Consider the following 19681-nt stretch of genomic DNA (forward strand, 5'->3'; position numbering starts at 1 on the left):
CCACTCCGGCGGGTCGGCGTAGGCGGGCAGGGGCGAGCCGACCAGCAGCGGCGCCGCGCAGGCGAACATCGTTCACGAGATTGTTGGGAAGGATGGGGCGGCATCGGGCAAGAAGAGATGTTGGCCTGATCCGGGAGCCGTTGAGTGATCCTTGCCCCTGACACGTTTGAAGCGGTGTTCGATGCCCATTACGAGGAGATCCGCCGCTATATTGCCAGCCGGATCGGCCTGGATATGGCGGAGGACCTCGCGGCCGAGACCTTCCTTATCGCGTTCCAGCAGCGCGAGCTGTTCGATGCCTCGCTGGGTGGCATGCGGCCGTGGTTGTACGGCATCGCGACGAATCTCATCAGCCGGTACCGGCGCGCGGAGTTGCGCCGTTACCGCGCGCTGGCCAGGTCTGGGCCTCCGCCTGACGACGTGGGGCACGACGAGCGCGTGGTGGATCGGCTCGCAGCGGGGGTGGCGGTGGACCGGCTCGCCCAGGCGCTGGCGGACCTCTCGCCTGGCGAACGTGACGCGGTCCTGCTCGTGGCTTACGGAGCGCTGAGCTATCCCGAGGTGGCGGCCGCGCTGGGAATCGCTGAGGGGACCGTGGCATCACGGCTGAGCAGGGCCAGGACGAAATTGCGCAACACGCTGGGGGTGGAGGTGTGATGAGGGAGTTCCAGTTCATCGAAGAGGTGATGCCGGCTGTCCCGCCTGCCTCCCCTGAGCAGATCGCCGCTGTACGAGCCCGCGTCTTGAACGCGGCGTCGAACTCCGGTGGCGCCTCGCGTTCGAAAGCCTCGCGTTCGAGAGCAGCCTTGCGTTCGAGAGCAGCCTTGCCTTCGAGAAAGGCGGGACTCGTTCGCCGACCGCCCGGCGCCCGGCGAACCACCCACGGGCTGATCGGGACGGTGCTGGCCGCGGTGGCCGTCGTCCTCGTGATCACGATCGTGATGGTCGCGATGCCCAGGCCGAGCGAGAAGGCGGCCGTGACCTCCCCCAGACAGGAGCTCAACGCGGCAGCCGACAGACTCGCCGCCCAGCAACCGGCCACGGGACGCTACTGGTGGTTGAAAACCCAGGAACTCGTGCGGACCAAAGACGCTGAAGTCGACATGGTCGAGCTACGCGGTGACGACGTGCTGGTCATCGGACGTGACGGGCACCGGTACACCTGGTACGAAGCCGTGTCGACCAGACCATACGGCTCGGCAGCGGAGCAGGCGTGGAAAAAGGCTGGATCGCACAAGCTATGCCCAGGGCGCGGTTGCGACTCCAAGAAGCGCTTCTACGCGAGCCGGTCGCTCGATGAAGCGCTGAAGCTCGCGAACGGCCCCGACCTGACGCTTAAGGATCTCCTTGACCTGCCGAAGGAGGCCACCGCGTTGCGGACTCGGCTGCTGGAGGACTACCCGCCTAACTCCGATCTGAGCCGGGAGCAGTGGCTGATGGAAGTGGGCATCAGGCTTGTCACCGAGACCCCGGCCACTCCTGGGACGCGTGCGGCGGGTTACCGGATGCTGGCCGCACTGCCAGGCGTGAGTGTGACGGATCGCGTACCTGACGTGATCGACCGTCGAGGGGTGGTCCTGCAGTTTCCCACCCCGCAAGGTGTTGTCTGGACCCAGCTCGTCATCGACAGGGAGAACGGAGAGCCGCTGGCCGTCCAGGGAGTGGGTCCCATGCCTGGCCTGCCCGAGGGCACAGCGTTTCATGTAAGGATCATCAAAATGGCGAGCTGGACCGATACTCGCCCTGTGGTGCCGCCCGGCTGCCGCTCTGGATGCGAGGGCACGTACTGAAACAGTGCTCGATGGTGACGTGGTGCCGCTCGGTCAGTCGCTGGGCGATCAACGATCGGTGGCAGGCCTCGGGGTCGCGCTCGACACAGAGCAGCGCTGCGGTCCCACTGCTCGGCAGCGCCGACACGATCGGCGTGAGGTCGGCGCGGTCGAGGATCTCGGTGGTGTAGCGGCGGGTGTACTCGGCAGCGAGTTCGCGGCGCGAGCGCTTGCCGACCCCGCCATAGACGCCGATTGTCACCACCCTGAGCACCGGAAATCACCCACCTGCCTACTACTCGTGCCGCCTCCGGCAGCCCTGCCGGAGGCGGCGTGGTCACATCACGCGACGGCGGTTCCCTCAAGCTCGACCATCAGGTCGGGGATCGCCAGCCGTGTCACTCCGAGCATCGTGGTGGACGGTGCCACCCCGGCGGCGCCCAACCGCGACGCCAGCACGCCGTAGTGCTCGAAGAGCCGATCGACGTCGGTGGTGTAGACGTTGAGCCGGACGAGGTTCGCGAGGGACATGCCGGCCTCGCCGAGCACGGCCTCCAGGTTGTCGAGGCTCAGCGCCAACTGCGCCGCCAGGTCATCGGCATGCTGGGGCTTGCCGTCGCCGCTCATCGCGGTCTGCCCCGAGCAGTACAGGGTCCGGGTGTGCCCAGAGACGATCTCACCCTGGTTGTACCCGAGGTTCACCGACCACGCCCACGGGTTGACCGCAGTTCGCTCCATTGCCACATCAGCTCCATTCGATTCGTCGACATTGCGTACGTCCATCTGGGCGCGCTGCTGAGCCTCCCAACAAATCACGACATCCTGTGTCGTGTATTTCGATAGGGTTTTCGTATGCGCGCCGACCGGTTGGTCTCGCTGGTGCTGCTGCTGCGACAGCACGGTCGGCTGTCCGCGACCGCGCTGGCCCGCGAGCTGGAGGTATCCACCCGCACCGTGCTGCGCGACATCGAGGCGCTGTCGGCAGCCGGCGTCCCGGTCTACGCCGAACGCGGCCGGCACGGCGGTTTCGCGTTGTTGCCCGGTTTCCGGACCGAGCTCACCGGACTGAACCCCGACGAGGCCCTTGCCCTGCTGGTCGCCGGATCGCGGCGCGGCGCCCAGGCATTCGGCCTCGGCTCGGCGCTCGCTTCGGCGATGCTCAAGGTGGTTGACGCGCTACCCGAGAGCTATCGGGACACCGCGGCCGGCGCGGCCGAGCGATTGCTCATCGACCCGGAGACCGATCTCCTCTCGCGTCGGCTGGTCGATGAGGAGGTGCCCGACGCCATAGCGGCCGAGGTCCTGCGCGCGGTGTTCGCCGGACACAAGCTGCAGATCCACTACGCGGCTGTGGACCAGACCCCGAAGTGGCGCACGGTGGACCCGATCGGCCTGGTCACCATACGAGACCGGGGCTACTTGCTGGCCATGAGGTCTGGCGAGGACCGCACCTACCGGCTGTCCCGGGTCTTGGCCGCCAAGGAACTCGCCGAACCCGCACAGCGACCAGACCGGGTCGATCTGGACCGGGCCTGGCAGGAACGCAGCACGCAGTTTCGGAGCGGCGGCGACGACCAAGTCACCGTGCTGGTACGAGTGAACCCGGCGCGGCGGGAGGACCTGGTGGGCACCGCGCTGGCCGTCCTCGCCGAAGAAGCCGACCCAGACGGCTGGCTGCGGCTGGAGGTGACCTTCCAAGATGCGAGACACGCCGTATGGGCGCTGTGGCAGCTCACCACGAACGCGGAAGCCCTGTCCCCGCAGTGGTTGCGCGACTCGCTGCGCAACCGCGCCGCCGCGATCGCCACCCGCTACGGAGTGCCATCCTGAGAGTTGTCGCCTTCTGCGGGCCACCACCAGACTCACAGATCCTTCGAGGGAAGTGGTGCTCGGTGCGCGGGATCTCACGGCGCCACCGGGCCTGCGACCTCATCCGCCGTGGCGGTTCCCGACGAATACTTCTAGGAAGCGCTCCGCCGAGCGTTCACTCTTACCGGGGGGTTGCGTGAAGGAAAGACTGCGGAAGCTCGGCCTTGCCTTCGTGGCGGTTCTGGTCCTTGGGCTGGTCGCTCTGACGGTGGTGATCTCCGTGCCGGAGTCACTGCCGTATGTGCTTTTCGCCGTGGTGGCCATCCTCGTGGTGGGCTCCATTCTCTTCGACCGCTTGGTCTTCTCCGATCCGGAGCCCCCCGACCTGCCGCCGCGATCGGCTCACGATGTGCGGAGGGAACAACGTCGTCGCGATCCCTGGTGACGCCGTCTTCTCGCTTAACATGATCACCATGCATCGCAGTCGTGTCTACGCCCTCCTGATCGACACCCCCACGGCGGAGGCCGAGGCGGCGGCCGCCTTCTGGGCCGCGGCGCTGGGGGCCACGGCTCGCCCGCTGCCCTCCGAAGAGCAGTTCATCTCCCTGCACGGCGCCTTGCCCGAGCCCGGTCCGCTCGTGGCCGTGCAGTCGGTCGACGACGCGCCCCGCTTCCACGTGGACATCGAGACCGACGACGTCGAGGCGGAGACCCGGCGCCTGCTCGCCCTGGGCGCGAGTGAGGTGACGCGGTGGCAGGAGTGCCGCACCCTGCGCGCCCCCGGCGGTCATCTCATGTGCGTGCTGCCCGTGGAGAGCGACCGCGCGGTGTTCGAGTCCGAGGCCAAGACCTGGCCCTGAGCCTCCCGCTGGTAGACCAGGGTGGGGCGTAGAGGACCTCGCGGGTCAGGGCGTTCGCGAACTCGTACGCGCTGCCGCACACCACCAGCAGCCCCTGGCCCAACCCGCGCAGTGCCGGTCCCGCGGTGGTTTTGAAGGACGGCGATGGCTTTGCACTGGTGGCCGGCCCTGGAGAGCTGCAGGTTGCGGAGGATCTTCCAGCTCTTCAGTTGCGCGTTCGCCGGGGCCGCGGAGTTTGGCGTGGGCGCGGTTGGCCCGCCTGAGGGACTCGGGTTTGTTCTTGCCTTTGTACGGGGTGGAGCCGGAAAAGGGTTCACTGATCTTGACGCTCCACCACAGCGGTGCCAGCATCCAGTTGCTATGACCGCCGATCCCTTACTTGCCAACGGGCAAACCTATAAGCCCCTCGCCTACGTTCTCGCTTTGCTGAGCGTGGTCTTTATGATCATGCCGGTTCGCCGCGTCGTGATCGAGGTCAGCGAGTTCGGCCTGCGGGAGCTTTTTGTTCCGGTGCTCATCCTGGTCGGACTACCCGTGCTCGGAGCGCTCGGTGGAGCCTTCTTGAGGTTTCGGGGTCCAGGTGGCAGATTCCTCGGAATCATGTTGGGGATCTTTGCCGCCACTCTGCTCTTGATGGCGCTACTCGCCTACTGGTGGTTTTACTCCATCACCACCGGCTTCTGATCCGGTTCCAGACACGACCGCCAGAGACGGTTGATCTCTCTCGTTCCTCAGCTGTCACAATTCAGGCATGTTCGTTGTCACAGTGACCTACACAGCAGCGCTGGATGAAGTGGATCAGTGGCGGCCGGCCCACGGCGACTGGCTGAACGATCTCATTTCACGACGGTTGTTTCTCGTCGCCGGGCGCCGGGTTCCCCTGACCGGCGGCGTCTATCTCGCCTCGGAGATGCCCGCCGAAGAGCTTGACTCGATTCTCGCCACCGATCCGTATGTCCTCAACGGCGTCGCCGCGCACAGTGTCGTGGAGTTCACGCCGTTGCTGGTCGCAACCGGTCTGGAGAGCCTCAAGGGTTAGAGGAGATGCCTTGTGAGCGATGACGTCTGGGCTTCCCTTGCCGACCAGTTCGTGGACGGGGCATACGCGTCAGTGAAGGGGCAGGTCCGTACCTACGTTCTCCATCAGCAGTTGATGGAGCACCTCATTGAGCCGCCAGGAGCTGTCTTGGATGTGGGGGGAGGGGCGGGCCATCAGTCGTTCCCATTGGCCCGGGCTGGCTATGAGGTGACCCTCCTCGACTCCTCCCCGACGATGCTGGCCAAAGCTGAGCAGAGGCTGGCATCCGAAGCCCCGGAGGTGCGCGACCGCGTTCGGTTGGTGCAAGCCCGTGGTGAGGACGCCGCCGAGGCGACCGGTGGCCGGCGCTTCGAGGCTGTGCTCTGCCACGGCGTTCTCATGTACGTCGACGACCCCGGCCCGCTCATCACCTCGCTGTCCAGCTGCGCGGCCCCTGGTGGAATCGTGTCGGTGATGGCGCTGAACGCCAAGACCCTGGCGATCCGCCCCGCACTGGAGCGCCGATGGGCTGACGCGCTGGCGGCCTTCGAATCCAAGGGTGAACAAGGGATCCTTGGTGTCGAGACCCGGGCGGACACCGTCGAGGAACTGTCCGAGCTGTTCCGAGTTAACGACGTAGAACCGGTGGCCTGGTACGGCGTATGGCTCTTCGCCGACTGGATGGACCTCGCGGTGACCGAGGAGGTCTCGGCCGTGGCGGCCGTCGAACTGCGAGCCAGCCGCCGGGACCCTTATCGCCGGCTCAGCCGGGTCTTCCACCTGGTGGGTCGCAGCCGAGCCAAGGCTTGACTTCCACGGCACTCGTGGTCGTGCCTCACATCCGGGATCTCAGCACGTCGATCTCACAGCCCGGCGCGAACGGGTCGAAGCCGTGCTCGACCAGCCAGCGGATCGCCAGCAGGCTTCGCAACGACCACCACGCGCGGATCACGTCGAGGTCGACGTCGGTGCCATAGCCGGCGACGACGTCGCCGAGGTGCTCCTCGTGTCCGAGTGTCAAGATGGCGAGGTCGAACAGGGCATCACCTTGGCTCGCCTCGGACCAGTCGATGATGCCCGTGATCCCGTCGCCGTCGACGAACACGTGATTGAGCTGCAGGTCGCCGTGCGTGAATACCGGAGCCCACGGCCGGAGCGCGGCCTCGGCGACCTGGCGGTTGCGCGTGACCAGCTCGGCAGGAAGGACGCCGTTGGTGATGAGCCACTCGCATTGGACGTCGAGGTCCGCCGCGATGTCGTCGAGGCTCCGGCCGGGCCATGGCGGCAGCGGCGCGTTGTGCAACCTCCGGATGGCGGCGCCCGCCGCGGCCCACGCCGCCGGGGACGCGGTCGACGGCTCGCCGAGGCGGCCGAGCGCTGTCCCCGGGACTGCGGCGATCGCGAGCACCGGCGGCTTGTGCCACAGGACCTTCGGGGTCGGGACCGGCGCCAGGGCCATCGCCCCGACCTCGACGTCAATGCGCGCCTGATCGGCGTCCACCTTCAGGAACACGTCGCCGACGCGCAGGGTCGCGCGCTCGGAATGAGCGACGACCACTTTGACCTCATCCATGGGCGACCAGTATCCCCGGGGATGATCGTCGACGTCACCGGGTTTATCGTGTGCGGCCGCGTCCCGCACCGCAACACCCCGATCGTGCGGGCCATCACGCCATCGAGACAGGCCGCTACTCAGGATGAAAGGCGTTCCATAATCGAGTAGCTCATGCTCCCGATCCTCATTACCGTGACCAGGTGCTGAGCTATGACGTGCTCGTCGAGCAAGCCGTCCAGGCATCCGTCCGCGGATGGGACTTCAACTGGCTGCGCGGCCGAGTGAACGGTGGAAATCCGTCGTGGGTGTACACCGAGCGAGCCCTGTCGCTGCTTCCAACGGCGCGGCGGGTGCTCGACATGGATACCGGCGGTGGTGAGGTCCTGGCTTCCCTGTCCCCACTTCCGCCTTCCACGGTCGCCATGGAGAGATGGCAACCCAACATCCCCATCGCCGGCGAGCGGCTGAGGCCGTTGAGGGTGCCGGTCTTGGGTGGGACCGCCGAGCACATCCCCATCCGCGACACCACCTTCGACCTGGTGCTCAACAGGCACGGTGCGCTGAACGCGGCCGAAGTCGCCCGAGTTCTCGTTCCTCATGGCCGACTGCTCACGCAGCAGGTCGGCAGCCGTAACGGGTTGGACCTGAACGTCGCCCTGGGTGCGCCGCCCCCAATCGATCCAGAGAGCTGGACATTGGCCGTCGCAGTCGACCGCCTCCGCCACTGCGGGCTGCGCGTGCTGGACGCGCGTGAGGAGATGGTCGAGTACGTCTTTCACGACATCGGCGCAGTCGTCTTCCAGTTACGTGCCGTTCCTTGGCAGGTTCGCGACTTCGATCGCAACCGCTACGACCGGCCGTTACGTGCTCTTCATGAGCGCATCTGTTCCGAGGGTGCTTTCGCTACTCGCGATCATCGCTTCCTCATCGAAGCCGAACTGCCTAGTCGCTAAGGGCGATTCCTTCCGTATTCCCAAGCCGCTCATCAGCGCGATCTTCGCTCGCTAGCATCGGTCGGGGTAACCGAGGGACGCGAAGGGGACACATGGAGTCGGAAGCACGGTTCACGCTTCTCGGGCCGGTGTCGGTCCATGGGCCTGACGGGCCGATCGCGCTGGGCTCGCCGAAGCAGCGGACCGTGCTGGCCGCGCTCCTGCTCCATGCGAACCACACGGTGTCGGACGACCGGCTCGTCGCTCTGGTCTGGGGCGAGTGGGCGCCGCGCACGGCGGTCGCGCGCTTGCAGGTGTACGTACACGAGCTGCGGGCGCTGGTCGGCAAGGAGCGCATCAGCCGCGTCGGCGCCGGCTACCGCATCCAGGCCGGCGCGGACGAGGTCGACCTGCAGTTGTTCGAGCGGTACAGAACAGCCGCGCGCGCCGACGCCGAGGAGGGGCGGCACGCCGACGCCGTGGCGCGGCTGCGTGCCGGTGCGGGACTGTGGTGCGGGCCCGCGCTGGCGGGGACCAGCGCCACGCTCATCGACCAGGAACGCCCGGGCCTCGAGGACAGGCGGATCTGCGCCCTGGAGGAGTTGTACGACGCGGAGCTGGCGTCCGGGCGGCACGCCGAAATTCTCGGCGAACTTCACGCCGCGGTGGTCGAGCACTCGCTGCGCGAGCAGCTACTGGGACAGCTCATGCTGGCACTGCACCGGTGCGAACGTCGCGCCGAGGCGCTGGCCGTGTACCGGGACGCGAGACAGCGGCTGGTCGACGAACTGGGCATCGAGCCCGGCCGGCCTCTACGCGAGTTGCACCAGCGGCTCTTGGAGGACGAACCGGACGTCCCGGGGCCAGACACACAGAGGGCCGCGCAGCCGACGCCGCAACGCGGACCGGTGGCACCCCTTGTCGCGCGGCCGGCCGAATTACCCAGGGACGTGCCCGGGTTCGCCGCCCGCGAGGCGGAGCTGGCGTGGCTGGACGAGTGCCTGGGCGGCGGCGACGGCGTGTGCGTGCTGAGCGGCACCGCGGGCATGGGCAAGACGGCCCTCGCGTTGCACTGGGCCCACCGGGTCAAGGAGCGCTTCCCCGACGGCCAGCTCTACATCGACCTTCGTGGTTATGATCCGGACCACGAGCCGCTGACCACGACCGCCGCGCTGACCCGGCTACTGGTCTCGCTCGGCGTCGATCCCGAACGGGTGCCGGGCGGGTTCGAGACCCAGCTCGGTGTCTACCGTTCGCTGCTGGCGGGGCACTCGTTCCTGCTGGTCCTGGACAACGCCCGCTCAGCGGCCCAGATCGAGCAGCTCCTGCCCCCGACCGGCGTGGCGCTGGTGACCAGCAGGCACCGGCTCGGCGAGCTGGTGGCGTACGCGGGTGTCAGGCAGCACTCGCTCGGCCCGCTCTTCGACGAGGACGGCCGGGCGCTGCTGGACGGCGTACTCGGGCCGGCGGCCGACCCGGCCGAGTCGGACGCGCGGGGAGAGCTGGTCCGTGCGTGCGGCGGGTTACCGCTCGCGCTGCGCATCGCCGCCGCGAACGCCGCCACCCGGCCCGACGGCGGCACCACGGCGGTCGCGGCGGAGCTGGCCGCCGGCAACCTGCTGACGGGACTCACCGTGGACGGCACCGAGCACAACGCCATCACCCTCGCCTTCTCCGCCTCCTATCGCGTGCTCGCCCCCGTCGAGCAGCGGGTCTTCCGTCTGCTCGGGCTCGTGCCCGGCCCCGATGTCACCGTGGCGGCCGCGGCGGCGGCCACCGGCCTGTCTTCGGACACGGCGCGTGCCTCGCTCAAGTCCTTGGCCGCGGCCCACCTGCTCGAACATCACCTCACCGACCGGTACCGCTTCCATGACCTCGTCCGGCTCTACGCCGTGGCGGAAGCCGGGCGTGACCCCGAATGTGCGTCGGCATGGCATCGCCTGTTCGACCACTACCTGGAACTGGGCGCCACCGTCGCCGCCCAGTGCGCGCCCGGCGAGTTCCTGCTCCCCGGTCCCCAGCCGCACACGGACGCCTGTGAACAGTCGCTCCCCGAGGCGGCCGACGTCATCAATCTGATGGCCGCGCTGACGCACGCGGTCGAGCGTGAGCCCGGCCCGGGGGTCTGGCGCCTGGCCGACATGGTTCGCGCCATCTGCGCCCGCACCGGGCGCATCGGTGAGTGGATGGAGATCGCGCCGACCCTGCTGGCGGCCGCCTCCGCCCACGATGTGCCGGCCGTGACCGCCATGCTGCACACCGGCATGGGCGAGGGCCTGTTCCGGATCGGCCGCCGTGAGGATGCCGTCGGGCACCTGGAACAGGCCGTCCGCATCGCCCGCGACAGCGGTGAGCTGAAGGGCGAGGCGGCGGCCCGGATGGGGCTGAGCTTCGCGCACGCGTGGACCGGCCACCTCACCGAAGCGATGGCCGACAACGTACGGGCCACGCAGCTCTTCGGTGAGCTCGGCTCGGTGCCCGGGCACATCCTGGCCCTCAACGCGCTCGGCAACCAGTACCACCAGTTGGGCCGGCTCGTTCTGGCCGAGGAATACTGCAGGCAGGCGGTCACGTTGAGCCGGCGCCACAGTCTGTCCCACGCCGAGGGAGCCGGCCTGCGGGAGTTGGGTGCCGTACTCCTCGACCAGGGCCGGTACGGCGAAGCGGAGACCTGCCTTCGGCAGTCGGTCGCCCTGATCGTCTCGATAGGCGGCCACGGCGCGGCCACGTCGCAGATCTGGATCAGCCGGCTGCACTGGGAGAACGGCCGGTGGGCGCAGTCGCGGGACGAGGCGCTGCGAGCGCTCGACGTGTGCCACAGCCAGGGTGACCGGCTGGTGGAGGCGGCGGCGCTGGTCGCCCTGGCCGATGCCGGAATCCGCCTCGGTCTGACGACAGAGGCCTCTGACAGTCTCGACCTGGCCGAAGAACTCATCAGCACAGGTGGCCTGCCCTGGCATCGGGCGTACGGGCTGCTCGCCCGTGCCCGGCTGCACGACGCCCAAGGCGACCACGAGGGTGCCCTCCGCCACGCGCTGCGGGGGCGTGCCATCGCGTCCGAGAACGCGTACCGGCTGCCGGAGCTGGCCGCCCTGACGGAGCTGGCCGGGCTGGAACAGCGGCGCGGCAACCGCGAGGCGGCGGCGCGCAAGGCCGACCAGGCCTTGCGACTGTGCCGGCAGATCGGACACGCATCATGTACGGAGAAGCTCGCGCCGCTGCTGGTGGACGCGATGTAAGCACCTACAGGTGACCGCGGGTCACTTCAGGACCCAGAGCGCCCAGAACGGGCTGTCCCATTCGCATTCCCAGTATTCCTGGTCCCCGGAATACTTGAAGCCCGCTTTCTGGCACTGCGCGTAGGTCTTGTGAACGCTCTTGATGTGGCCGGCCTTGGTCGTCGCCACGTCCGCGCTCGCGGAGGCCGCGGTGCCGAGCGTCGCGGTCGTCGCGGTCGTCGTCAGGGCGGCCGCTGCGACCACCGCACTCATGATCTTGTTCCTCATGCGAAAAGTGTCGCAGTCAGGGCTTCCGTAAATCTTCTCCTTCGCTCGCCCATCAGTACGGAGCCGGAACCGGAACGGAAGAAGAACGGAAGAGCGGTCTCGTAGCATTTCGGAACGCCACGGTGGTGTTCGCAGTCCCTCTTTCTCTCTCTCTGATCGTGTCTTTCCGTCGGGGGCAGGGAGAGGAAGAGGGGTCGGTCTCTGTTCAGCTACCCTTTGGGCCGTGAATCAGAACGGTAGTGTCGAAGCGGCCGAGCAGGCTCTGACCGGCCTTGGGGGAGATTCCTCCCGCGTGACCTTGCGCCGCCTCACCATTGACGATCAAGACGAGTTCATCGAGTTGGTGCGTGCCAGTGCCGACCTGCACCAACCGTGGATGTCCTTGCCCAGCACACCGCAGGACTTCCGCAACTTCCTCGGGAAGTTCGACGACCCTCAGTCCGCTGAAGCCCTACTGGTCTGTGTGCGTGACACCGGAGCCGCAGCGGGCAACATCAACATCAACAGCATCATCCGGGGGCGGTTCCAGTCCGGCTCACTGGGCTATGCGGCCTTCGCTCCCTCCGCCGGCCGAGGGTACATGTCCGAAGGAGTCGGCCTGGTGCTGCGGTACGCGTTCGAGCACTTGCGCCTTCACCGGCTGGAAGCCCAGATCCAGCCCGGCAACCACGCTTCTCTGAAGCTGGTTCAACGCCACGGGTTCCGCTCCGAGGGTTACTCGCCCGACTTGCTGTTCATCGATGGCGCCTGGCGGGATCACGAACGGTGGGCCATCACCAACAGCATGGCCGGCATTGTTCCGAGCGCTCCACATCCAAGCCAGCCCGTTCGTTGAATGAGTGGCGATCAGCTCATGCCCCATCGCTGATGAGCTTCGAATACAGATACATGTCCCGACGCTCGCCCCCCACCTCCTGCCAGCTACGCAAGAGGCCCTCGCGAACGAACCCCGCCCGCTCGGCGGCCTTCCACGACGGTGCATTCCACGGCTCCACGTGTAACTGCAGCCGGGGAATCCTCAGCCCTTCCAGGCCCCAGGACGAGATCGCCCGCAAGGCCGTACACGCGACCCCCTGACCCCGGGCCGACTTCGCGACCCAGTAACCCACCGACGCCCGGCCATGAGGGCCGGGCCACAACCCGATCTGGCCCACGGCTCGGTCGTCGGTGGCGTTCGCGATCGCGATCGCGAAGGAGTACCCGACTCCGTCGGCGGCCTTGCTCCACTGGCGCCCGATGAAGGCGGCGCCCTCCGCGTCCGAATAATTCGGCGGCACGCCGGTGATCAGCGGGATGTACGCGTCTTCGGAAGCCTCGCGCACCACCGCGGCATCATCCAGCCGCCATGGGCGAAGGAAGAATTTCTCGCCGGCGCGGAGTTCGGGAACGACGAGCGGGTTGGCCATTCTCGCATCATGCCACCGGAGGTGATTTCGGGGCGGAATGGCGGGTGCCGAATAGACTGCGGCGATGACCGCGTACCGGATCCTGGCGGTGGACGACGATCAGGCCATCCTGCGCTCGCTCCGGCGCGGCCTGCGACTGGAGGGGTTCGCCGTGGACACCGCCGAGTCGGGGCGGCAGGCGCTGGAGCGGGTGGAGGGCCGGCCCGATGCGATCATCCTCGACGTGTCTATGCCGGAAATGTCGGGCATCGAGGTGTGCAGCCGGTTGCGTGGGGCTGGGTCGCAGGTGCCGGTGTTGATGCTGTCGGCCATGGATGAGGTGGCCGACCGGAAGGCCGGGCTGGCGGTGGGCGCCGACGACTACGTCGTCAAGCCGTTCGATCTGGGTGAGCTGGTGCTCCGCCTGCGCGCTCTGTTACGCCGTGCCGGATGTGCTCCGGGGGCGGTGGTGCGCGTCGGAGCGCTGGTCGTCGAGCCTGACGCGCGCCGGGTCACCTTACGCGGTCGTGAGGTCGAGGTGACGCGGCGTGAGTTCGACCTGCTGGAGGTGCTGGCGCGTAACGCGGGCATCGTGTTGTCCCGGTCGGTGCTGCTGGAGCGTGTCTGGGGCTATGACTTCGAGGTGACCGGCAACGCGGTGGACACGTTCGTCGGATACCTGCGGCGCAAGCTGGAAGCCGATGGCGAGCCGCGCATGCTGCACACGGTGCGCGGGGTGGGGTTCGTCCTGCGGGAAGCACAGCCGTGAAGCTGTCCACCCGGTTCGCGCTCTGCCTCGCTGTCGCGGTTCCGCTGCTGGTCGCGCTGGCGGGGCTGGTCTTGCTGGGGCTGGTCTCGCAGGATCTGCGCGCTGAGCGAGACGACCAGCTCACGGCGCGGCTGCGGGCGCTGACCCCGCTGGCGGCGACGTTCACGGTGCGGACCCGCATACTGCCCGCCATCCCGCCCGACCTGCTTCAGCAGCGGCTGACCACGGCCGCCAGCACGGGCGGGGTCTGCGTCGCGGAGCAGGAGAAGAAACTGCTGGTTATTGGGGATGTTCCGGGTACGCTGCCGGCCGGTGCCGGGCCTGCCGATCATGTCGAGGGGGAGCGGCGCTGGCGGTTCGTGGCCGCCGACGTGCGGCGGGGGACCGCGCGTCTGATCCTCTTCGATCCGGAGGAACGCCTCGGCGACCAGATCGCGGTGCTCCGCAACCGGCTGATATCCGTCACGCTCGTCGCGGCCGGGGTGGGCGCGGTGGCCGGGTTGCTGCTGGGCAGGTTCGCGGTACGTCCGCTGTCGAGGCTGGGCAGCCAGGCACGGACGATCGACAGGCGGCAACGGCCGCCGGACCGGCAGACGCGCCTGGCGACCACGGCAGGCGTCGCCGAGATCGACGAGCTGGCCCGCCTCCTGAACGATCTCCTGGACCGGCGCGACGCGGCCGTGACCCGTACCGGCGAGGCCCTGGAGACCGCCCGCGCCTTCGCGGCCACCGCCGCGCACGAGCTCCGCACCCCGCTCACCAGCATGGGTACCAACCTCACCCTCCTGGACCACCCCGAACTGGACCCCGCGGACCGCGCCGAGATCATCGCCGACCTCGCCGCCGAACAAGGCCGCATCCAGCGGCTCATCACGATGCTGCGCCGGCTCGCGCGCGGTGAGCTGCTCGACCCCGGCGCCTTCGCGGACACCGACCTGACCGAGATCGTCAACGACGCGGTCGAGGACGCGCGGCACCGTCACCCGCACGCCACGATCACGGCCCGTCTGGCGGACAAAGTGCGCGTACGCGGCTGGGCGGAGGGGCTGCGCATGGTCGCCGACAACCTGCTCGACAACGCCGCCGTCCACGGCGCCGACGGGTCCGGCCGGGCGGCGATCAGCGTGAGCCTGGACGTGGGGGAGGAGGTCATCCTCGCCGTTCAGGACGCGGGCTCGGGGGTGGTGCCGCAGGACCGCGATGCGATGTTCGCCCGCTTCCGCCGCCGCTCCGGCAGCCCGGGCTCCGGGCTCGGCCTCACGCTGGTGCGGCAGCAGGCGACGCTCCACGGCGGCACCGCCACGCTGAGCGCTTCCCTCGACGGTCCGGGAACGCGCGCCGAAGTACGTCTCCCCTTGACCGGCCGGCAAGCGCCGGCATCCGCGCGGTCCTGGCTGGAATAGACCGCCCGCCTGCCAGAGATCTGCCAAGAAGCATCGTCACCATGCCTCGCATGATCACACCAAGACTGGGTGCCGCCCTCATGGCCACCGCCACCCTCCTCGTCACGTTTCCGCAGCACGCCGCCGCGGCCACTCCGCCGGTGACGCCCGACTGCGCATGGGAGGTCAAGGTCTCCGCCGACACGCGCAACGTCTTCTACCCCGACTCCGCCGCCACGTACTGGGTGCTGCCGTTCACCGTGCAGGAGGGGTTACGGATCACGCTGTCCGGCGAGTACCCCGACAGCCGGTACGCCTCTGTCCAGGTGTACAAGGAGGGCGGCGGCCTGTTCGAGTCGAACGGCGTCCCATCGTCGCTCACCGACCACCGCATCCAGCCGGACGCGGGCAGCGTCAACCCCTGGCAGCAGCAGGCGACCCCCGGCGGCCACTACACGCTCACGGTGGCCGCCGATGCGGCTCCGGGGCAGGTCAACACGCTGCCGCTGGCCCCGCCCGGCACCTCAGTAGGGGCCACGGGGAACATCGTCTACCGCGTCTACCTCCCCGCCGACGGGGACTTCAGCCAGGTGCGACTCCCCGCCGTCACCTTCGAGCGCGACGGCGTCTCGCAGCCCGTACCCATCTGCGACGATCCGCAGCCCACGACCAGCATCGCCACCCCACCAGCGAAAGGCACGGCCGTGGCCACGCGAGCCGCGGCCGCGTTCGCCCGCGCGGACCCCGCCGACCGTCCGACCGGCGGCTTCCCGAACGGGGACTCCGCCTATCTCTACGCCGACGTCACCCCACCCGTCGGCGGCCGGGTCGTCGTCATCCGCGGCAAGGCCCCGCACAACGCCCAGGGCTCGCACCCGGCCCCCTGGCCGGCCCTGGGCAAGGACGTGCGCTACTGGTCCATGTGCACGAACCTGACCCTGCCCCCGTACCAGGTCGTGGTGAACCCGCTGCCCGACGGCACGTCCGACTACGGATGCCGCGCCGACGACCACACCGGGCTCGACTCCGACGGCCGCTACAGCTACGTGGTCGGCGGGGAGTCGCAGCGGGAGGCGATCGAGCAGGTGCCCGGGGTGACGTTCCTGCCGTTCTCGGCCGCCCGGCCCGCGGCGACGCATCGGATCATCCTCCGCAACATGGTCGTGGACGCCGGCTTCGCCGAGGCCGTGCAGAACGTGCCGGAGGACGGCGATCCCGCCTCCGCCGCGGCCGTCATGGGTGAGTACTACCCCGTCACGAAGGTCTGCTCGCTGGCCGCGCTCACCTCGGAGGGTCCCGCGGACTGCTGAGTCACGGCCGGCGGCGGGAGTATGCGTCCATTGATAAGGACGGGAGAATTGCCGCCCAGAGTTACCATTCGCTACAACCAGTTGTCCCGTCAAAAGGTCAACCAGTCAAATCTTCAAGCGGTCAACCCGAAATCAATGAACAGCCGGTCACGGGCAGGCGACGCAGTGCCGTTGAATTCCACCTGGCAAATCCACCTACCGATATCAGGAGCCTGAATCGGCCGCCCAAATCTCCCAGCCAATTGTTATGTACGGGAATCACGGTAAACGTTCTCAGAAAGTTAGATAACGTTTACAGTGGCCCTCATGACGAGATGGAGCGGCTGATGGTTCCAGTCTTGACATACGGAATCCTGGGCCCATTGATTGTCCGACGTGATGACACCGAGGTCCCCGTCGCCGGGATGCGGGACCGCACCGTGCTCGCCCGCCTCCTTCTCGCCCCCGGCGAGGCGGTCTCCAAAGACCAGCTCATTGACGCCCTCTACGGCGACTCGCCGCGCAAGACAGCGTCCACCCAGATCCACGGCGCCGTCAAGCGGCTGCGCGGTCTGCTCGGTGCCGGGTCGATCCAGCGGAGCGTCGACGGTTACGCGCTGTTCGCCGAGCCCGAGGCCGTCGACGCGCACGTCTTCGACGGGCTGGTCGGCCGGGGGCGTGCGGCGGCGCGCGCCGGCCGGACCGGTGAGGCCGCCGCCGAGCTGTGCCGGGCGCTGGAGCTGTGGCGCGGCCCCGCGCTGGCCGGGTTCGAGGGCGAGGTCTTCCAGACGGTGGCCCGCAGATGGGAAGAGTTGCGCCTGGCCGCGCTGGAAGAGCGCATCGAGGCCGAGCTGGCCCTGGGCCGCTACGCGGAGCTCATCCCTGAGCTGCACCTGCTGACAGCGGTCCACCCGATGCGCGAACGCTTCGCCGCCCAGCTCATGCTCGCCCTCTACCACTCACAGCGCGGACCTGAGGCGTTGCGCACCTACGTCGAGCTGCGCAACCGGCTGATCGACGAGCTGGGCGTGGATCCGGCGCCGGAGCTGCAGCGGCTGTACGCGCAGATCCTTCAGCAGGACTCCGCCCTGCACCACTGGCATGAGGTCGTGCTCGCCCCCCAGCAACTGCCCCCGGGCCTGCCGTCGATGATCGGCCGGGGCGCCGAGGTGAAGCAGGCGATGCTCGCGCTGACCCCGCAGCGGCGCAGGCACCTGCCCGTGGTGGTCGTCGTCGGGCATGGCGGGATTGGCAAGACGACCGTGGCGCTGGAGGTCGCGCACGCCCTCAAAGGGGACTATCCCGACGGCCAGCTGTTCGCCAACCTCGGCGGTACGGGGCCGCGGCCGGCCAGGCCGCACGAGGTCCTGGCCAGGTTCCTGCGCGCCCTGGGGACGGGCGGCGCGGCCGTTCCCGCGGACATGGAGGAGCGGTCCGAGATGTTCCGGTCCGTGGTCGCCGACAAGAGCCTGCTGATCGTCCTGGACGACGCGGTGGACGCCCAGCAGATCGCCTCGCTCCTGCCCGGGAGTTCCGGCTGCGCGGTGATCGTGACCAGCCGGGCCAGCGCCGCCCAGTTCCACGGCGTCACCCTGATCCCGCTCCTGCCCTTCGAACTGGACGACGCCAGGGCGCTGCTGACCCAGTGCGCCGGAACCGAGCGGATGTCCGCCGAGCCGGAGGCGGTCAATCGCGTCATCGAACTCTGCTTCGGGCTGCCGCTCGCCCTGGCCATCGTCGGCTCCCGGCTGGCGGCCAGGCCCATGTGGCAGATCAGCAAGGTGGCCGCCCGGCTCGCCGACCGGGAACGGATACTCACCGAGCTGAGCGAGGTCGAGCCGGTGCTCGAGTGGGCCTACGGCACGCTGGACAGCGAGACGCGCTCGCTGCTGAGACGTATCGGCCTGTCGGGCCAGCGCGAGGTGTCCGCCTGGATGGCCGCCGCCCTGGCCGGCGTCTCGCTCCTGGCCGCCGAGGAGCGCCTCGACCAGCTCGGCGAGGCGGGCTTCCTGTCCCCGACCGGCGAACGGTCGCACGAGGGCGCCCTCTACACCTGTCATGACCTCGTCCTGGCGCTCGGCCACGCGCGGGCGCTCAAGGAGGACTCACCCGCGGAGCGGATCGCGGCGCTCGACCGGTCCTTCGGCGCGCTGCTCAGCCTGAGCGACGGCGCCTACGTCGCCATCCGCGGCGGGCACTGGGGCATCGTGCGGGGTGGCGCCCGCCGCTGGGAGCCGCGCGGGGCCGCGCTCCACACGCTGCCGCCCGACTGGGCACCCGCCTGGCTGGAATCCCAGGCCGCGCGGATCGCGGCCGCGGTGCACCAGGCCGCCGAGCTCGGCCGGGCGGAGTACTGCTGGGAGCTCGCGCTGGCCCTGTTCCCCCTGCTGGAGGCGGGTGGCCACTTCGAGTTGTGGCGTACGCTCACCGATCGCGCCTTGGAGGTCGTCCGGCAGGCAGGAGACCTGCGCGGTGGGGCCGCCATGCTCTACTCCCAGGGCCACCGGGCCGTCATCCATCACGATCGGGGCGAGGCGAGAAAGCTCCTCGACCGAGCGGCGGCCCTGTTCCGGCTCCTCGGGGACGCCGGGGGCGAGGGACTGGCGTTGAGCGACGTCGCCGCCATCCGCAGGAGCGCGGGTGATCTGGCCGGGGCGGAGGAGACGTACGCGAAGGCCGCCGCGCTGCTGGCCGCGGTGGGTGACCGGGCGAGCGAGGCGGGGGCCGTACACGGGATGGCCAAGATCTTCCTGGACCGGCACGCCGACTGGACGGCCCGCGTCTACCTGGAGAAGGCCAGGCTGCTCGCCCATACGGCGGGCAACCGCGGCCTGGAGGCGCAGATCCTGCACAGTCTGGCCGTCCTCGACGCGCACGTGGGCAATCTCGACGCGGCCGAGATCGGGTTCGAGAACGCGTTGCGGATCATCCGCTCCGTCGTTCACCACGTCGGGACCGCGTTCGTCCTGGTGGATCTGGGCGTATTGCAGGTCGGCCAGGGCAAGCGGGACGCCGGGTTCCTCAGCCTGCTCGAAGCCTGTGAGCTGGCCCAGATCGCCGGGGAGCGACGCATTGAGGCCAAGGCGAGATGCGCCTTGGCCTCGGAGTACGTGAAATTCGGAGAGCTGGCGCTGGCGGTCGCCGACTATACGGCGGCCCGGGCGCTCTTTCTCGCGCTCAGCGACGAAGAGGGCGCCGCTCGCGCTCAGGAGGGACTTGCGGACATTGCACGGGCGGTGCCTTAGCAGAAGAAACCCCACGGCGGGTCACACTGGACCGCCGTCGGGGAAAAAGCCGTGTCGGCCGCGACCGGCCCGGCGATCGCGAAGGCGAGCAGAGCAATGAATGTTCCGGCGATTGCCTGTTTCCATCTCATGAACCGAATCATTCAGCACCTCACTACCTGC

The 19681-nt window shown here is 68.8% G+C and carries 20 protein-coding genes and 1 pseudogene; 15 read left to right on the plus strand and 6 right to left on the minus strand.

Annotated elements, in window-relative coordinates; all coding sequences use genetic code 11:
• The first annotated feature begins 144 nt into the window (after positions 1 to 144).
• Entirely contained in the window at positions 145 to 657 is a 513-nt protein-coding gene (locus ACGFNP_RS14610; RefSeq protein WP_358334293.1) for an RNA polymerase sigma factor, read from the plus strand.
• A complete protein-coding gene (locus ACGFNP_RS14615) occupies positions 657 to 1790 on the plus strand; it encodes a hypothetical protein (protein ID WP_393318545.1) in 1134 nt (377 codons plus the stop codon). Before ACGFNP_RS14610 ends, ACGFNP_RS14615 begins: the two co-directional genes overlap by 1 nt.
• On the opposite strand, the gene ACGFNP_RS14620 is transcribed toward ACGFNP_RS14615, so the two are convergent.
• Both ACGFNP_RS14620 and ACGFNP_RS14625 read right to left on the minus strand, forming a co-directional pair.
• Complete coding sequence (locus ACGFNP_RS14620; protein WP_393318548.1) at positions 1714 to 2043, minus strand: DUF488 family protein; 330 nt, start codon at positions 2041 to 2043, stop codon at positions 1714 to 1716. The genes ACGFNP_RS14615 and ACGFNP_RS14620 overlap by 77 nt on opposite strands.
• A gap of 68 nt (positions 2044 to 2111) precedes the next feature.
• A complete protein-coding gene (locus ACGFNP_RS14625; protein ID WP_358334299.1) occupies positions 2112 to 2507 on the minus strand; it encodes a RidA family protein in 396 nt (131 codons plus the stop codon).
• 114 nt (positions 2508 to 2621) lie between these two features.
• Between ACGFNP_RS14625 and ACGFNP_RS14630 the strand changes: the two genes are divergently transcribed.
• The 3 genes from ACGFNP_RS14630 to ACGFNP_RS14640 all read left to right on the plus strand — a co-directional run bounded on the left by ACGFNP_RS14630 (position 2622) and on the right by ACGFNP_RS14640 (position 4438).
• Positions 2622 to 3599, plus strand: a complete 978-nt coding sequence (locus ACGFNP_RS14630) for a WYL domain-containing protein (RefSeq protein ID WP_358334302.1) — start codon at positions 2622 to 2624, stop codon at positions 3597 to 3599.
• A 211-nt stretch (positions 3600 to 3810) separates the two neighbouring features.
• A complete protein-coding gene (locus ACGFNP_RS14635; RefSeq protein ID WP_393318553.1) occupies positions 3811 to 4023 on the plus strand; it encodes a hypothetical protein in 213 nt (70 codons plus the stop codon).
• 28 nt (positions 4024 to 4051) lie between these two features.
• The gene (locus ACGFNP_RS14640) at positions 4052 to 4438 is read left to right on the plus strand and encodes a VOC family protein (protein ID WP_358334308.1); all 387 of its coding nucleotides are present in this window, start codon (positions 4052 to 4054) and stop codon (positions 4436 to 4438) included.
• Positions 4439 to 4554: 116 nt separating this feature from the next.
• Here the strand turns inward: ACGFNP_RS14640 and ACGFNP_RS14645 are convergent.
• Positions 4555 to 4735, minus strand: a pseudogene (locus tag ACGFNP_RS14645) (IS5/IS1182 family transposase); the annotation flags it as partial.
• A 63-nt stretch (positions 4736 to 4798) separates the two neighbouring features.
• Between ACGFNP_RS14645 and ACGFNP_RS14650 the strand changes: the two are divergent.
• From ACGFNP_RS14650 to ACGFNP_RS14660, 3 genes are all read left to right on the plus strand, one after another.
• On the plus strand, positions 4799 to 5122 hold the full coding sequence (locus ACGFNP_RS14650) for a hypothetical protein (RefSeq protein WP_358334311.1): 324 nt from the start codon (positions 4799 to 4801) through the stop codon (positions 5120 to 5122).
• Positions 5123 to 5189: 67 nt separating this feature from the next.
• Entirely contained in the window at positions 5190 to 5477 is a 288-nt protein-coding gene (locus tag ACGFNP_RS14655) for a YciI family protein (RefSeq protein ID WP_358334314.1), read from the plus strand.
• 12 nt (positions 5478 to 5489) lie between these two features.
• Positions 5490 to 6266, plus strand: a complete 777-nt coding sequence (locus ACGFNP_RS14660; RefSeq protein WP_393318555.1) for a class I SAM-dependent methyltransferase — start codon at positions 5490 to 5492, stop codon at positions 6264 to 6266.
• Between the two features lie 25 nt (positions 6267 to 6291).
• Here ACGFNP_RS14660 and ACGFNP_RS14665 read toward each other — a convergent pair whose 3' ends face one another.
• On the minus strand, positions 6292 to 7029 hold the full coding sequence (locus ACGFNP_RS14665) for a phosphotransferase family protein (protein ID WP_393318557.1): 738 nt from the start codon (positions 7027 to 7029) through the stop codon (positions 6292 to 6294).
• A 182-nt stretch (positions 7030 to 7211) separates the two neighbouring features.
• On the opposite strand from ACGFNP_RS14665, the gene ACGFNP_RS14670 reads away from it, so the two are divergent.
• Together ACGFNP_RS14670 and ACGFNP_RS14675 are read left to right on the plus strand one after the other, a co-directional pair.
• A complete protein-coding gene (locus ACGFNP_RS14670; protein WP_358334323.1) occupies positions 7212 to 7964 on the plus strand; it encodes a class I SAM-dependent methyltransferase in 753 nt (250 codons plus the stop codon).
• Positions 7965 to 8056: 92 nt separating this feature from the next.
• Positions 8057 to 11182, plus strand: coding sequence for a BTAD domain-containing putative transcriptional regulator (locus tag ACGFNP_RS14675; RefSeq protein WP_393318560.1), 3126 nt, complete (start codon positions 8057 to 8059; stop codon positions 11180 to 11182).
• 21 nt (positions 11183 to 11203) lie between these two features.
• On the opposite strand, the gene ACGFNP_RS14680 is transcribed toward ACGFNP_RS14675, so the two are convergent.
• Entirely contained in the window at positions 11204 to 11449 is a 246-nt protein-coding gene (locus ACGFNP_RS14680) for a hypothetical protein (RefSeq protein ID WP_393318563.1), read from the minus strand.
• Between the two features lie 223 nt (positions 11450 to 11672).
• On the opposite strand from ACGFNP_RS14680, the gene ACGFNP_RS14685 reads away from it, so the two are divergent.
• Entirely contained in the window at positions 11673 to 12284 is a 612-nt protein-coding gene (locus ACGFNP_RS14685) for a GNAT family N-acetyltransferase (protein ID WP_358334331.1), read from the plus strand.
• Positions 12285 to 12300: 16 nt separating this feature from the next.
• On the opposite strand, the gene ACGFNP_RS14690 is transcribed toward ACGFNP_RS14685, so the two are convergent.
• Entirely contained in the window at positions 12301 to 12855 is a 555-nt protein-coding gene (locus ACGFNP_RS14690) for a GNAT family N-acetyltransferase (protein WP_393318566.1), read from the minus strand.
• Between the two features lie 64 nt (positions 12856 to 12919).
• Here ACGFNP_RS14690 and ACGFNP_RS14695 point away from each other — a divergent pair, with 64 nt between their 5' ends.
• The 4 genes from ACGFNP_RS14695 to ACGFNP_RS14710 all read left to right on the plus strand — a co-directional run bounded on the left by ACGFNP_RS14695 (position 12920) and on the right by ACGFNP_RS14710 (position 19519).
• On the plus strand, positions 12920 to 13603 hold the full coding sequence (locus ACGFNP_RS14695) for a response regulator transcription factor (protein ID WP_393318569.1): 684 nt from the start codon (positions 12920 to 12922) through the stop codon (positions 13601 to 13603).
• Positions 13600 to 15006, plus strand: coding sequence for a sensor histidine kinase (locus ACGFNP_RS14700; RefSeq protein WP_393318572.1), 1407 nt, complete (start codon positions 13600 to 13602; stop codon positions 15004 to 15006). The genes ACGFNP_RS14695 and ACGFNP_RS14700 overlap by 4 nt, the downstream gene beginning before the upstream one ends.
• Positions 15007 to 15056: 50 nt before the next feature.
• A complete protein-coding gene (locus ACGFNP_RS14705) occupies positions 15057 to 16295 on the plus strand; it encodes a hypothetical protein (protein ID WP_393318575.1) in 1239 nt (412 codons plus the stop codon).
• Between the two features lie 362 nt (positions 16296 to 16657).
• Positions 16658 to 19519: a BTAD domain-containing putative transcriptional regulator gene (locus tag ACGFNP_RS14710; protein ID WP_358334345.1), complete on the plus strand. Its 2862-nt coding sequence runs from the start codon at positions 16658 to 16660 to the stop codon at positions 19517 to 19519.
• Positions 19520 to 19681: the final 162 nt, after the last annotated feature.

Source organism: Nonomuraea sp. NPDC049269, assembly GCF_043197155.1.
GTDB lineage: Bacteria > Actinomycetota > Actinomycetes > Streptosporangiales > Streptosporangiaceae > Nonomuraea.

What these genes read in the sequence shown, in the direction of transcription:
- ACGFNP_RS14615 (WP_393318545.1), top strand. Translation starts at nt 657, where the DNA reads ATGAGGGAGTTCCAGTTCATCGAAGAGGTGATGCCGGCTGTCCCGCCT.
- ACGFNP_RS14625 (WP_358334299.1), bottom strand. Translation starts at nt 2,507, where the DNA reads ATGGAGCGAACTGCGGTCAACCCGTGGGCGTGGTCGGTGAACCTCGGG.
- ACGFNP_RS14630 (WP_358334302.1), top strand. Translation starts at nt 2,622, where the DNA reads ATGCGCGCCGACCGGTTGGTCTCGCTGGTGCTGCTGCTGCGACAGCAC.
- ACGFNP_RS14640 (WP_358334308.1), top strand. Translation starts at nt 4,052, where the DNA reads ATGCATCGCAGTCGTGTCTACGCCCTCCTGATCGACACCCCCACGGCG.
- ACGFNP_RS14650 (WP_358334311.1), top strand. Translation starts at nt 4,799, where the DNA reads ATGACCGCCGATCCCTTACTTGCCAACGGGCAAACCTATAAGCCCCTC.
- ACGFNP_RS14655 (WP_358334314.1), top strand. Translation starts at nt 5,190, where the DNA reads ATGTTCGTTGTCACAGTGACCTACACAGCAGCGCTGGATGAAGTGGAT.
- ACGFNP_RS14665 (WP_393318557.1), bottom strand. Translation starts at nt 7,029, where the DNA reads ATGGATGAGGTCAAAGTGGTCGTCGCTCATTCCGAGCGCGCGACCCTG.
- ACGFNP_RS14675 (WP_393318560.1), top strand. Translation starts at nt 8,057, where the DNA reads ATGGAGTCGGAAGCACGGTTCACGCTTCTCGGGCCGGTGTCGGTCCAT.
- ACGFNP_RS14680 (WP_393318563.1), bottom strand. Translation starts at nt 11,449, where the DNA reads ATGAGGAACAAGATCATGAGTGCGGTGGTCGCAGCGGCCGCCCTGACG.
- ACGFNP_RS14690 (WP_393318566.1), bottom strand. Translation starts at nt 12,855, where the DNA reads ATGGCCAACCCGCTCGTCGTTCCCGAACTCCGCGCCGGCGAGAAATTC.
- ACGFNP_RS14695 (WP_393318569.1), top strand. Translation starts at nt 12,920, where the DNA reads ATGACCGCGTACCGGATCCTGGCGGTGGACGACGATCAGGCCATCCTG.
- ACGFNP_RS14705 (WP_393318575.1), top strand. Translation starts at nt 15,057, where the DNA reads ATGATCACACCAAGACTGGGTGCCGCCCTCATGGCCACCGCCACCCTC.